Here is a 13,583-nt window from a genome sequence, read left to right as displayed (position 1 = left end):
GCGATTGTGCCCGGGAAACCATGATCGGTTCCCAACACTGTCGCGGGCAAACGATGACACCGCCGTCCGGGTGGCTCACCGTGAGTGGCAGCACCTTTGTTCGCAGACCCGCCGCCAGGAGGCCTTCCGTGCGTATCGCCGTCCCCCGTGAGATCAAGAAGCACGAATACCGGGTGGCGCTCACCCCGGCGGGCGTGCACGAACTGACCGGGCGCGGCCACGACGTCTTCGTCGAGACCGGCGCCGGCCTCGGCTCGTCCATCACCGACGAGGAGTACGTCACCGCGGGCGCGAAGATCCTCGCGACCGCGGAGGAGACCTGGGCCGAAGGCGAGCTCGTGCTGAAGGTCAAGGAGCCGATCGCCGAGGAGTACCCGCGGCTGCGCGCCGACCAGGTGCTGTTCACCTACCTGCACATCGCCGCGGACCGCCCGCTGACCGACGCGCTGCTGGCCGCGGGCACCACCGCGATCGCCTACGAGACGGTGCAGACCCCGAACCGCGCGCTGCCGCTGCTCGCGCCGATGTCCGAGGTCGCCGGACGGCTGGCCCCGCAGGTGGGCGCGTTCTCGCTGATGAAGCCGAGCGGTGGCCGCGGTGTGCTGCCCGGCGGCATCCCCGGTGTGCACCCGGCGCGCGTGGTCGTCATCGGCGGCGGTGTCGCGGGCCTCAACGCGGCGCGGGTCGCGCTCGGCCTCGGCTCGGACGTCGAGATCCTGGACACCAACGTCGACCGGCTCCGCCAGATCGACAACGACTTCGGCGGCCGCATCCGCACGGTGACCTCGAACGCGCTGTCGGTGGAGCAGTCCGTGCTGGAGGCCGACATGGTCATCGGCGCGGTGCTCGTGCCCGGCGCGAAGGCGCCGAAGCTGGTCTCGAACGAGCTCGTTTCGCGGATGCGCCCGGGCAGCGTGCTGGTGGACATCGCGATCGACCAGGGCGGTTGCTTCGCCGACTCGCGGCCGACCACGCACGACGAGCCGACCTACAAGGTGCACGAGTCGGTGTTCTACTGCGTCGCGAACATGCCGGGCGCGGTGCCCCGGACGTCGACCTACGGGCTGACCAACGTGACGCTGCCGTACGCGGTGCAGCTGGCGGAGCACGGCTGGCTGAAGGCGCTGCAGGCCGACGCTTCGCTGGCGAAGGGCCTCAACACGCACGCGGGCGCCCTCACGAACGCCCCCGTCGCCGCCGCGCACGGCCTGCCGGCCACCGACCTGGCCGACGTCCTGGCCTGACCCCCACGCCACACCCCCACGCGAGGGACCTATGCCACCCCGGTGCGCAAAGGTCCCTCGCTCCTTTTATGGACACCTTTGGCGAACGAGACCGATCTCGCTCACCAGGCCAGGGCGCTCCGCGCTCTAGGCCGACCACCTCTCTCGCTCGCCAGGCCAGGGCGCTCCGCGCCCTAGGCCGACCACCTCGCCAACCGGCGCCGGCCGCACCGCGGGGGTCCGGGGGGCTCGGCCCCCCGGGTGATACGACGAAGCCCCACCTCGGGGAAGGTGCGCAAGCACCGACCGAGGTGGGGCAAAGGGGCTGAGGGCGGCCCGCTCAACCAGCCTGGGGGTCACTGGGAGCGGGCCGCCTCCTCCATCGTAGGTAATAAGTCGCCGTCGCGCTGCATGAGGTCGCCATGTCTTCCGAATTATTTGTTCACCGGCCTCCTTCCTGGTCGGTGATTTTCCATGCTCGGCGGCGCATATCCGGTAGTCAGCGGCTATTCGGCGCAGCGCCGGGTGCGTTGGAGGACGGAGTCGTCACCGTTCCGGACGTGACGAAGGTCGCTTTCGGCGGATTGACCCCTTCCTCGGGTGCGGGCTCACCCCGTGAGGCAGGATGTCGCGTGATCGGCCTTCGTCAACAAAAGGGGACGGTATGCACGACGGCAGTGGCCGCATCGCGGTGCAGAACCTGAGCAAGCAGTTCGGTGCGGTCAACGCGGTCCAGAATCTGAGCTTCACGGTGGAGCCCGGGTCGGTGACCGGCTTCCTGGGGCCCAACGGGGCCGGGAAGACCACGACGCTCCGGATGCTGCTCGGGCTGGTGACGCCCACGAACGGCACGGCGACCATCAACGGGCGCCCGCACGACCAGCTGGGGAATCCGGCGCGGGTCGTCGGTTCGGTGCTGGAGAACGAGGGCTTCCACCCGGGACGCACGGCGCGGAATCACCTGCGCGTGTACTCGGCGGCGATCGGGATGCCGGATCAGCGGGTGGACGAGGTACTGGGGCTGGTCGGCCTTTCGTCGGCGGCGGACCGCAAGGCGGGCGGGTTCTCGCTCGGTATGCGGCAGCGGCTGGCGCTGGCGACGGCGTTGCTGGGGAACCCGCAGGTGCTGGTGCTGGACGAGCCGACGAACGGTCTCGACCCCGAGGGCATCCTGTGGCTTCGGAACTTCCTGCGCGCGTACGCGCGTGAGGGGCGCACGGTGCTGGTCTCGAGCCACCTGCTGAACGAGGTGGAGCAGACGATCGACCAGGTCGTGATCATCAGCCAGGGCATGACGCGCTACAACGGCTCGCTGGACCAGTTGCGCAAGAGCAACCAGTCCCGCGTGCTGGTGCAGTCGGCCGACGCGAACGGCCTCGTCTCCGCGTTGCAGGAGGCGGGGATCACGCAGGTCTCGCCGATGCCGGACGGCCGGGTCGCGGTGTCGGGCGCGACGGTGCAGCAGATCGGCGACATCTCCGCCAAGGCGAGCATCGCGGTCTACGGCATGCAGGAGGAGACCGCGGATCTGGAGCGGATGTTCTTCCAGCTGACGCAGGGCCAGTACGCCGCGCCGCCGCCCGGGTTCCAGCAGGGCCCGCCGCCGGGCTACCAGGGTCCGCCTCCGGGTTACCAGGGCCCGCCGCCCGGATATCAGGGGCCGCCTCCCGGCTACGCGCCGCAGAACACGCCGCCGCCCGGTTTCGCGCCGCCGCAGCAGCAGTTCCAGCAGCAGTTCCAGCAGCAGCAACCGCAGTATCAGCAGGCCCCGCCTCAGCAGCAGGGCCAGAACGAGGGCTGGGGAGGCCAGGGCTGATGGGCAACCTGATCAAGGCGGAGTTCCGCAAGACGCTCACGCTCAAGGCGTGGTGGGCGCTGATGATCCCCGCGGTGGTCTTCGCCTTCGCGTTCGCCCTGTTCTGGGGCATGGTCACCAACGACTTCAGCGACTTCCTCGGCCGCTCCGACACCCGTGAGCTGACCGAGGCGCTCGGCATCTCGACCGGCGAGCTGCCCGTCGGGCTGCTCGCGCTCGGGCACGGCATCAACATCGGCACGATGATCCCGATCATCTTCGGTGTCTTCGCCCTCGCCGGCGAATACACGAAGAAGACGATCACCACGACGTTCCTCACCGCCCCGAACCGGGTTTCGGCGTTGAGCGCGAAGATGATCACCTACATCGCCTGGGGCGCGATCTACGGCGTGATCATCGTGGGCGCGGCGAGCCTCGGCACCGTGATCACGGTCGACAGCCAGCGCCTGCCGACGGCGGGCCAGTGGCTGGGCGTGCTCGGCGCGGGTGTCCTCGCGACGATCCTGGCGACCCTGTTCGGCATCGGGGTCGGCGCGGTGTGGCGCAGCGTGGTCGGCAGCATCATCACGCTGACCATCTGGATGCTGGTGGTCGAGAACGTGCTGGTGTTCGTCATGTTCGGCGCCGCCGACATCACCTGGCTGGGCGGCGTCCTGCCGAACGGCACGGTCAACGGCATCGTGGGAGCCATCGGCGCCGAGGCGTTCGGCGCCGCCGGGGTGAAGGTGCCCGGCCTGCAGGACGAGACGGCGTGGGCGCTGCAGTACGCCGCCGGTGCGCCCGGCGCGTTCTCGTGGTGGGCCTCGGCGCTCATCTTCTTCGGCTGGACGATGATCTTCTTCCTTGCCGGCTGGGCCGTGAACCAGAAGAAGGACATCACGTAAGTCACACCCACATGTGACCTGAAAGGCCCCTTCACCGCGAAATCCGCGATGAAGGGGCCTTTCATCGCGTTCGGCCCTGCGCGAACCGCCCGGTCCTGTCGGTGCGGACGAATAGGCTTGCGGGGTGACTACTGCTCCACCTCGTCCGCGTCAAGCCAGTCCGGCTCGTGAGACCGCCCCCGCGCCCACCGGAGGCTGGATCCGCCGCCTGGCCGCTTCGTGCTGGAAACATCCTTGGCTGGTCGTGCTCTCGCTGGGCGCGGCCATCATCGGCGTCGGACTCCAGGCCGCCGGTCCGCTGCTGATCCGCGAGGCGCTGGACGACGCCGTCGCGGGCGACACCTCCCGGCTCGGCCTGCTCGCCGCGGTGATGGCGGTGCTGCAGGTGCTGACCTTCGGCAACGCCTTCGCCCGCCGGTACGTCGGCGGGCGGCTGGCCCTCGACGTCCAGCACGATCTGCGCCGTCAGGTGTTCAACGCGGTTTCCCGGCTCGACGGCGGCAAGCAGGACGCGCTGCGCACCGGCCAGGTCGCCTCCCGCGCGATCTCGGATCTGCAGCTGGTCACGTCGGTCCTGATGCAGGTGCCGCTTTCGGCGGGTTCGGTGATCTTCGCGCTGCTGTCGCTCGGCGCGATGCTGTGGATGTCGCCGACGCTGACGTTGATCGCGATGGTGGTCGCCCCGGCGATCGCGATCATCATGGCGGTGAGCCGGAAGCGGCTCTTCCCCGCGACGTGGGCGGCCCAGCAGCGCGCGGCCGATGTCGCGCAGCAGGTCGAGGAGACCGTCACCGGCGTACGCGTCGTGAAGGGCTTCGGCCAGGAAGCGCGCGAAGTCGCGAAGCTGGAGAAGACGGCGAAGAAGCTCTTCGCGGAACGGATGCGCGCGGCCCGGCTCTCGTCTTTGCCGACGGCCACCACGGCCGCGCTGCCGGCGGCCGGCCAGGTCGCGGTGCTGGCAGTCGGTGGTGTCCTCGCGCTGAAGGGCGAAGTCAGCCTCGGCACCTTCCTGGCGTTCGCGACCTATCTGTCCATCCTGATCGGCCCGGCCAGGATGATCTCCAGCCTCGTCGTCCAGGCCCAGCTGACCAGGGCGGGCGCGGAACGGGTCAACGAACTGATCGACGCGCAGCCGGACGTCGTCGACAGCCCGGACGCGCGGCCGCTGCCCGAAGGCCCGCTCGGCGTCCGGCTGGAGGACGTCTCCTTCGGCTACACGCGGTCGGATCCCGTGCTCGACGGCCTCACCCTGGAGGCCCGGCCGGGCGAGACGCTCGCGCTGGTCGGCACGGCCGGGTCCGGCAAGTCGACGATCTCCCTGCTGCTCCCCCGGTTCTACGACGTGCACAGCGGCTCGGTCCAGGTCGGCGACCTCGACGTCCGCGACGTCCGGCAGCGAGACCTCCGCAGCGTCATCGGCGTGGTCTTCGAGGAGGCGTTCCTCTTCTCCTCCTCGGTACGCGACAACATCGCCTACGGCAGGCCGGACGCGAGCGACGAGGAGATCCGCGCGGCCGCGCGGGCGGCGGAGGCGGACGAGTTCATCCAGCGCCTCCCCGACGGCTACGACACGCTCGTCGGCGAGCGCGGTCTCACGCTCTCGGGCGGGCAGCGGCAGCGGCTCGGCCTCGCCAGGGCGCTGATGACCGATCCGCGCGTGCTGGTCCTCGACGACGCGACGTCCGCCATCGACACGGTCACCGAGGCGGCGATCCACGACACGCTGCGTTCGGTCACCGCGAGCCGGACGACGCTGCTGATCGCGCACCGCCGCTCAACCCTCGCCCTCGCCGACCGGATCGCCGTGCTCGACAAGGGCCGCGTCGTCGACGTCGGCACCGAGGAGGAGCTGCTCGCGCGCTGCCCGCTGTTCCGCGAACTCGTCGCGGGTCCGGGTGACGACGTCGAGGAACCCCATCGCTGCGAGGGTCTCGACTGCGGTCCCGCCGGGATCACCCCCGCGTTGTGGCCGGAGCAGGACAAGGCCGACGAGCTGGCGGGCGAGCGGAAGGGCTCGGGCGGCGAATGGGACGTCGACCTGCCGCCGAGCCAGGAGCTCATCGATGGCGTGCGGAAACTGCCGCCCGCCACGGACGTCCCCCGTCTGCCGGGCACCGACGTCACCGCGCCCGAACCGAAGTTCCGCCTAGGCCGCCTGCTGAAACCGGTGCGCGGCCCGCTCGCCGTGGTGATCGGGCTGGTCGCGGCGGACGCGCTGGCCACCATCGCGATGCCCGCGCTGTACCAGTACGGCATCGACAGCGGGGTGCGCGCCGGGGTGGAGGCGGTGATCTGGCTGGCCGCCGGTATCGGCGCGCTGGTGATCCTCACGGACTGGCTGGTGGTCTACCTCCAGACCAAGATGACCGCGCGGGTCGGCGAGACCGTGCTGTATTCGCTGCGCGTCCGCAGTTACGCCCATCTGCAACGGCTCGGGCTCGACTTCTACGAACGCGAGCTGTCCGGGAAGATCATGACCCGGATGACCACCGACGTCGACGCGCTTTCGACGTTCCTGCAGACCGGTGTCGCGCAGGCCGTGGTGAGCGCGCTGACCCTGGTCGGGATCGCGGCGGCGCTGATGATCACCGACATCGGGCTGGCGGCGTACGCGCTCGCGGTGCTGCCGATCCTCATCGTGGCGACGGTGATCTTCCGCCGGGCGTCGTCCAAGGCGTACACCGAGGCCCGGGAGCGGGTCAGCGTCGTCAACGCGGACATGCAGGAGAACGTGAACGGGCTGCGGGTCGCGCAGGCGTACACGCGCGAGGAGCGGACAGCGGAGAAGTTCGCCTCACGCAGCGACGAGTACCGGCGATCGCGGCTGCGTGCCCAGCGCTATGTCGCGACGTACTTCCCTTTCGCGGCAATGCTTTCCGGCTTGGCCGAAGTGGTCGTGCTGATCGTCGGCGCGAACCGGGTCGCGGCGGGCACGCTGTCGGCCGGTGTGCTGGTGGCGTTCCTGCTCTACCTCGGCCAGTTCTTCTCGCCGATCCAACAGCTGTCCTCGGTGTTCGACGGTTACCAGCAGGCGCGGGTCGGCCTGACGCGTATCGGTGATCTGCTGCGCACGCCGACTTCCGTTCCGGCGGCGGAGAACCCGGTGCCGGTCCCGGAGCGGCTGCGCGGCGAGGTCTCCTTCAAGGACGTCGATTTCGCTTACACCGCGACGGATGATCCCGCGCTCAAGCAGCTGACGCTGGAGGTCGCGCCCGGGGAGACCGTCGCCCTGGTCGGTGCGACGGGCGCCGGGAAGTCGACGGCGGTGAAACTCGTCGCGCGTTTCTACGACGCGACGTCCGGCGTGGTCCGGATCGACGGCACCGACATCCGCGAGTACGACCTGGGCGCCCTGCGCACGCGGATGGGCGTGGTACCCCAGGAAGCGCATCTGTTCTCGGGGACCGTCGCGGACAATGTGCGCTACGGCAGGCCTTCCGCGACGGACGCGGAGGTCGAGGAAGCGGTGCGGTCCGTCGGCGCGCTCGACGGTGTCGCCGCGCTCCCGGCCGGTTTCCACCAGCCCGTCGGTGAACGCGGACGGTCTCTTTCGGCCGGGCAACGGCAACTCGTCGCCCTCGCCCGCGCCGAACTCGTGGACCCGGACGTCCTCCTGCTCGACGAGGCGACCGCGGCACTGGACCCGTCGACCGAAGCCGCCGTCCTGCGCGCGACGGAACAACTCGCGCGCCGCCGCACGACCTTCGTGGTCGCGCACCGCCTCGCCACCGCCGCCAAGGCGGACAGGATCGTGGTGCTGGACCACGGCCGGATCATCGAACAGGGCACGCACGCGGACCTGGTCGCCGCGAACGGCCACTACGCGCGCCTTTGGTCCCTCGGCTGACCAGGCCTCGTGAGTGGTACGGACGGCTAGCGCCAAGGGTGTCTTAGCTACCCACATGGATTCCGGCCGTGGGTTGGTGCCAGGCCCGGGCCCGTGAAGGCCCCCTTCCCTCGGCTCAGCCGAGGAAACTCGACCCTCACACCTTCCCCGGTACATGAAGGCCCCCTTCATGTACCGGGGAAGGGCAAAGAACACCGGTACCGAGTCGGTCGCGCCTCCCCCGCCGCTCACCCCACGACGCGGCTCCGGCGGAGGGTGTTGCGAAAGCCACTTTCGCAACCTTCAACGTTGCGAAAGTGGCTTTCGCAACCCCGAATTCCCGCTCAACCGCGCCGGCCGCTACGGCGTCCTCCAAATGCGGGCCTCACGCGGCAGAGAGATCCAGCTGGAATTGCGCCCCCGGCGCCTCCGGCTCCCACCCACGAGCCAGCGCCAGCCGGATGGCCCGTTCGACATCCGAAGGCAGCACGGCCTTCGACGGCACCCCCATGTAGTTCAACGGATGCGCGTGATCCGTCCGGACCACCAGCACGGCACCCCGCGCGTCCTCCAATTCCACCCCGTACGAAAGAAAACACCCGCCGTCCTGTGCGTAGGTGGGCTTCCGCCGGACGATCCACCGGTAAGCGGTGTCGTCGACGACGATCCGTCGCGATCCCTTGCGCAGCAATGCCATGAAGCCAGCATGAACCGAGGGGCAAGGGAATTTCGGTCGCCCGCGCCCCAAGCACCTGTCACGCTGTACGGGAAATGAAAGAAGAGATCCCGGCGCGGCAGATCCGCGCCGTACACACCGAAACCACGATCCGCGTCTATCAGGCGTACTCGACGGCCATCGCCGACGCCGCACTGAAGGCGGGCACCTTCGTGCCGCCGTTCAAACGCGAACGCATGACGTGGATCAAGCCGTCCTTCCTCTGGATGGCGTACCGCTGCGGCTGGGCGGCGAAGCCCGGCCAGGAGCGCGTGCTCGCCCTCGACATCACCCGCGAGGGTTTCGCCTGGGCGCTCGAACACGCGGCGCTCAGCCACTACGACCCCGACGTCCACCCCGACCGGAAGACGTGGCAGGACAAGGTCAAGACCAGCCCGGTCCGCATCCAGTGGGATCCGGAACGCGGCATCCGGCTCGGCGCGCTGAAGCACCGCTCGCTCCAGATGGGCCTGAGCAGCGAAGCCGTCGATCGCTATGTCGACAAATGGATCACGGCGGTCACCGACGTCACCCCGCTCATGCGCGAGGTCGGCGCCCTGGTCGCGGCGAACCGCATCGAAGACGCCGAAGCGCTGCTACCCGCGGAGCGTCCGTACCCCGGCTAAGGCCGCCACTTGAGGCCGCTCATCCCGGCGACCTCCAGGTCCTGGGGCGAAGCCCAGCGGACGGTCCCCGGCCGGACGTGCACCCCGGCCGTCACCGTCCAGTCCGGCTCGTCGGGCTCGACGTGCTCCATCTCCTTGAAGTCGTCGAGCGTCGGCCAGACCGCCGAGCACGAGTCGCACATCAGCACGACCTTGCCGGACTCGGTGACCAGCGGGCGCACGCGCCCCTCGTCCCAGAACGACGGGCACTCGTCGAGCCACATCGGCTGCCACCACCTCGCGGGCGATCGGCGGCCGGCACGACACCGGCCGCATCCTCCACCCAGCGAAACCCCCCGACGTGAACTCCAGGCTGTCCGGGCACGACGACCCAGCCAACCTTTACCGACGGGACAGTGACCTGACCTGCACGGACGGTGAAAGTGACAGCAAAGGTCCCTTGCTCCCCCGCCGGAAGCCCGCCCGGCCGGATTTCGGTCTCTTGATCGAGACAGTGACCCATCACCTAGTGCGCCACGCCTCACACAGGCCAGTTCCATCACACGGCTGCGACCGAGGGGGTTAGCCTGGTAGGCGCATCAGCGGTGTTCAAGATCTCGAGACGGATAGAGGCGAGTCCAAGCCGTGTCCAGCAGCAGCCCTGCGTCACAATTCGGCCCCAACGAGTGGGTCGTCGAGGAAATGTACGACCAGTTCCTTGCCGACCCCAGCTCAGTCGATGCCGCCTGGCACGACTTCTTCGCGGACTTCAAGCCAACGCAGGACGCGCAGGCGAAGGCTGACGACGCACGTCAGAACTCCGGAGAGCCCGGCAACGAGGGTCCCGGCGCCAACGGCCAGGCCGCCGCCCAGCCGTCGCCTCAGACAGTCCGCAACGCCGAGTCCACCGCGAAGCAGACCGCTCCGAAGAACGCCCCCGCGAAGGCCGCCCCGAAGACCGAGGCGAAGGCGGCGGCGCCCAAAGCCGCGCCCAAGGCCGACCCCAAGCCGGCTGAGAAGGCCCCCGCCAAGCCCGCCGAGAAGGACGCCGAGCCGGAGTCGAAGCAGCTCCGCGGCGCCGCGGCGGCGATCGCGAAGAACATGGACGCCTCGCTGTCCGTGCCGACGGCCACGAGCGTGCGCGCCGTCCCGGCGAAGCTGATGGCCGACAACCGCATCGTCATCAACAACCACCTCAAGCGCACGCGCGGCGGCAAGATCTCCTTCACGCACCTCATCGGGTACGCGATGGTCCGCGCGCTGAAGAACTTCCCGAACATGAACCGGCACTACCAGCTGATCGACGGGAAGCCGTTCGCGGTCACGCCGGAGCACGTGAACTTCGGTCTCGCGATCGACATGAAGGGCAAGGAAGGCGCCCGCACGCTCGTCGTGGCCTCCATCAAGGCCACCGAGAACATGACCTTCATGCAGTTCTGGCAGGCCTACGAGGAGATCGTCAAGAAGGCCCGCAACGGCAAGCTGACCGCCGACGACTTCGCCGGCACCACGATCTCGCTGACCAACCCCGGCGGCATCGGCACCAACCACTCGGTGCCGCGCCTGCAGGCGGGCCAGGGCGCGATCATCGGCGTCGGCGCCATGCAGTACCCGGCGCACTTCGAGGGCACCAGCGAGAAGGCCCTGGTCGACCTCGGCGTCTCCAAGATCATGACGCTGACCTCGACCTACGACCACCGCATCATCCAGGGCGCGGAGTCGGGCGAGTTCCTCAAGCGCATCCACGAGCTGCTGCTCGGCGAGGACGGCTTCTACGACGACGTCTTCACCAGCCTGCGCCTGCCCTACGAGCCGATCCGCTGGGTCGCCGACATCCCGGACGGCCCGGTCGACAAGACCGCGCGCGTGATCGAGCTGATCGACGCCTTCCGCATGCGCGGTCACCTGATGGCCGACACCGACCCGCTGAACTACCGGCAGCGCAGCCACGCCGACCTCGACGTCCTCTCCCACGGCTTGACCCTGTGGGACCTGGACCGCGAGTTCCCGGTCGGCGGCTTCGCCGGCCAGGAGCGGATGAAGCTGCGCGACATCCTCGGCGTCCTGCGCAACTCGTACTGCCGCACCGTCGGCATCGAGTACACGCACATCCTCGACCCCGAGGAGCGCCGCTGGATCCAGGACCGCGTCGAGATCCCGCACGAGAAGCCGGACCCCGCCGTCCAGAAGTACGTGCTCTCGAAGCTCAACGCCGCCGAGGCGTTCGAGACCTTCCTGCAGACCAAGTACGTCGGCCAGAAGCGGTTCTCCCTCGAAGGCGGCGAGACGGCGATCCCGCTGCTCGACACGCTGCTGGACAAGGCCGCCGAGCACGAGCTCGACGAGGTCGTCATCGGCATGCCGCACCGCGGCCGCCTGAACGTGCTCGCGAACATCGTCGGCAAGCCGATCGCGCAGATCTTCCAGGAGTTCGAGGGCAACCTCGACCCGGGCCAGGCGCACGGTTCCGGTGACGTGAAGTACCACCTCGGCGCCGAGGGCAAGTACTTCCGCATGTTCGGCGACGGCGAGACCAAGGTGTCGCTGACCGCGAACCCGTCGCACCTGGAGACCGTCGACCCGGTCCTCGAGGGCATCGTCCGCGCGAAGCAGGACATCCTCGACAAGGGTGGCGAGGGCTTCACCGTCCTCCCCGTCCTGATGCACGGCGACGCGGCCTTCGCGGGCCAGGGTGTCGTGGCCGAAACCCTGAACCTGGCGCTGCTGCGCGGGTACCGCACCGGCGGCACCGTGCACGTCATCGTCAACAACCAGGTCGGCTTCACCACCGCGCCCGAGCACTCGCGGTCGAGCCAGTACGCCACCGACGTCGCGAAGATGATCGGCTCCCCGATCTTCCACGTGAACGGCGACGACCCCGAGGCCGCGCACTGGGTGGCCAAGCTGGCCGTCGACTACCGCCAGGCGTTCCACAAGGACGTCGTGATCGACCTGATCTGCTACCGCCGCCGCGGCCACAACGAGGGCGACGACCCCTCGATGACGCAGCCGGCGATGTACGACATCATCGACACGAAGCGTTCGGTCCGGAAGACCTACACCGAATCGCTGATCGGCCGCGGCGACATCTCCGTCGAAGAGGCCGAAGCCGCGTTGCGCGACTTCTCCAGCCAGCTGGAGCACGTGTTCAACGAGGTCCGCGAGCTGGAGAAGCACCCGGCGAAGGCCAGCCCCTCGGTCGAGGAGGAGCAGCAGGTCCCGGCGAAGGTGCCCACGGCGACCACCACCGAGGTCATCGAGCACATCGGCGACGCCTTCCTCAACGTGCCCGAGGGCTTCACCCCGCACCCGCGGGTCAAGCCGGTCATGGAGCGCCGCCACAAGATGTCCCGCGAAGGCGGCATCGACTGGGCGTTCGGTGAGCTGCTCGCCTTCGGTTCGCTGGCCATGGAGGGCCGCCTGGTGCGGCTGTCCGGCCAGGACTCCCGCCGCGGCACGTTCACCCAGCGCCACTCGGTGCTGATCGACCGCAAGACCGGCCAGGAGTACTCGCCGCTGCAGAACCTGGCCGAGGGCCAGGGCCGCGTGATGATCTACGACTCGGCGCTGTCGGAGTACGCGGCGGTCGGCTTCGAATACGGCTACTCCGTGGCCAACTCCGAAGCGCTGGTCATGTGGGAAGCGCAGTTCGGTGACTTCGTCAACGGCGCGCAGACCGTCATCGACGAGTACATCTCCTCCGGCGAGGCCAAGTGGGGCCAGCTCTCCGACGTCGTGCTGCTGCTGCCGCACGGCCACGAGGGCCAGGGCCCGGACCACACCTCCGGCCGCATCGAGCGTTTCCTCTCGCTGTGCGCGGAGGGCTCGATGACCGTCGCGGTCCCGTCGACCCCGGCGAACTACTTCCACCTGCTCCGCCGTCACGCGCTCGACGGAGTCAACCGGCCGCTCGTGGTCTTCACCCCCAAGTCGATGCTGCGCAACAAGGCGGCGACCTCGGCGGTCGAGGACTTCACCGGCCAGTCGAAGTTCATGTCGGTCATCGACGACGTCGATGTCGACCCGTCGAAGGTGCGCAAGGTCCTGCTGACCTCGGGCAAGCTGTACTGGGAGCTGGTGGCCGAGCGCACCAAGCGCGAGGCGAACGACATCGCGATCGTGCGGGTCGAGCAGTACTACCCGCTGCCGAAGAAGAAGCTGCTGGCGGCGCTCGAGCGCTACAACGGCGCTCCCGCGGTCTGGGTCCAGGAGGAGCCGGAGAACCAGGGTGCGTGGCCGTTCTTCGGCCTGAACCTGCCGCGGAAGCTCCCGGAGGTGTTCTCCAGCCTGGACGTCGTGTCGCGTCGTCCGATGGCGGCGCCGTCGGCCGGTTCGTCCAAGGTGCACGAGGTCGAGCAGAAGGCGCTGATCGCGCGGGCCTTCGACTGATCGCCTAGAAGTACGTGAAGGCCCCCTTCCTTGCGCCTGTCGCAAGGAAGGGGGCCTTCATGTACTCGGGGTGTCGAAAACGGCGAGTCCCGTTCGTGTAGTGGGCAAACGACCGAAGGAGACAC

The 13,583-nt window shown here is 69.1% G+C and carries 8 protein-coding genes; 6 read left to right on the top strand and 2 right to left on the bottom strand.

What is annotated here, in order from left to right:
* Window positions 1-128 precede the first annotated feature (128 nt).
* The 4 genes from ald to NQK81_RS32215 all read left to right on the top strand — a co-directional run bounded on the left by ald (window position 129) and on the right by NQK81_RS32215 (window position 7,770).
* Window positions 129-1,244, top strand: a complete 1,116-nt coding sequence (ald, locus tag NQK81_RS32230; RefSeq protein WP_257484472.1) for an alanine dehydrogenase — start codon at window positions 129-131, stop codon at window positions 1,242-1,244.
* Window positions 1,245-1,887: 643 nt separating this feature from the next.
* Complete coding sequence (locus NQK81_RS32225; RefSeq protein WP_257484471.1) at window positions 1,888-3,039, top strand: ABC transporter ATP-binding protein; 1,152 nt, start codon at window positions 1,888-1,890, stop codon at window positions 3,037-3,039.
* Window positions 3,039-3,923, top strand: coding sequence for an ABC-2 transporter permease (locus tag NQK81_RS32220; RefSeq protein WP_005150670.1), 885 nt, complete (start codon window positions 3,039-3,041; stop codon window positions 3,921-3,923). The genes NQK81_RS32225 and NQK81_RS32220 overlap by 1 nt, the downstream gene beginning before the upstream one ends.
* A gap of 124 nt (window positions 3,924-4,047) precedes the next feature.
* Complete coding sequence (locus NQK81_RS32215) at window positions 4,048-7,770, top strand: ABC transporter ATP-binding protein (RefSeq protein WP_257484470.1); 3,723 nt, start codon at window positions 4,048-4,050, stop codon at window positions 7,768-7,770.
* A gap of 364 nt (window positions 7,771-8,134) precedes the next feature.
* On the opposite strand, the gene NQK81_RS32210 is transcribed toward NQK81_RS32215, so the two are convergent.
* On the bottom strand, window positions 8,135-8,446 hold the full coding sequence (locus tag NQK81_RS32210) for a hypothetical protein (protein WP_257484469.1): 312 nt from the start codon (window positions 8,444-8,446) through the stop codon (window positions 8,135-8,137).
* 74 nt (window positions 8,447-8,520) lie between these two features.
* Here NQK81_RS32210 and NQK81_RS32205 point away from each other — a divergent pair, with 74 nt between their 5' ends.
* On the top strand, window positions 8,521-9,090 hold the full coding sequence (locus NQK81_RS32205) for a DUF4291 domain-containing protein (protein ID WP_257484468.1): 570 nt from the start codon (window positions 8,521-8,523) through the stop codon (window positions 9,088-9,090).
* On the opposite strand, the gene NQK81_RS32200 is transcribed toward NQK81_RS32205, so the two are convergent.
* Window positions 9,087-9,353 (bottom strand): hypothetical protein, encoded by a 267-nt coding sequence (locus NQK81_RS32200; RefSeq protein WP_126735715.1) that lies wholly within the window; start codon window positions 9,351-9,353, stop codon window positions 9,087-9,089. The two genes, NQK81_RS32205 and NQK81_RS32200, sit on opposite strands and share 4 nt — an antisense overlap.
* Window positions 9,354-9,714: 361 nt before the next feature.
* On the opposite strand from NQK81_RS32200, the gene NQK81_RS32195 reads away from it, so the two are divergent.
* The gene (locus NQK81_RS32195) at window positions 9,715-13,458 is read left to right on the top strand and encodes a multifunctional oxoglutarate decarboxylase/oxoglutarate dehydrogenase thiamine pyrophosphate-binding subunit/dihydrolipoyllysine-residue succinyltransferase subunit (RefSeq protein WP_257484467.1); all 3,744 of its coding nucleotides are present in this window, start codon (window positions 9,715-9,717) and stop codon (window positions 13,456-13,458) included.
* Window positions 13,459-13,583: the final 125 nt, after the last annotated feature.

It is taken from the genome of Amycolatopsis roodepoortensis, assembly GCF_024628825.1.
GTDB classification, from domain to species: Bacteria; Actinomycetota; Actinomycetes; order Mycobacteriales; family Pseudonocardiaceae; genus Amycolatopsis; species Amycolatopsis roodepoortensis.
The sequence above is the reverse complement of the archived record's forward strand: the minus strand, read 5'-3'. Positions and strand labels throughout refer to the sequence as shown.

Excerpts from the sequence above, each read along its gene's own strand:
- NQK81_RS32225 (WP_257484471.1), top strand. The coding sequence starts at position 1,888 with ATGCACGACGGCAGTGGCCGCATCGCGGTGCAGAACCTGAGCAAGCAG.
- NQK81_RS32220 (WP_005150670.1), top strand. The coding sequence starts at position 3,039 with ATGGGCAACCTGATCAAGGCGGAGTTCCGCAAGACGCTCACGCTCAAG.
- NQK81_RS32210 (WP_257484469.1), bottom strand. The coding sequence starts at position 8,446 with ATGGCATTGCTGCGCAAGGGATCGCGACGGATCGTCGTCGACGACACC.
- NQK81_RS32205 (WP_257484468.1), top strand. The coding sequence starts at position 8,521 with ATGAAAGAAGAGATCCCGGCGCGGCAGATCCGCGCCGTACACACCGAA.
- NQK81_RS32200 (WP_126735715.1), bottom strand. The coding sequence starts at position 9,353 with ATGTGGCTCGACGAGTGCCCGTCGTTCTGGGACGAGGGGCGCGTGCGC.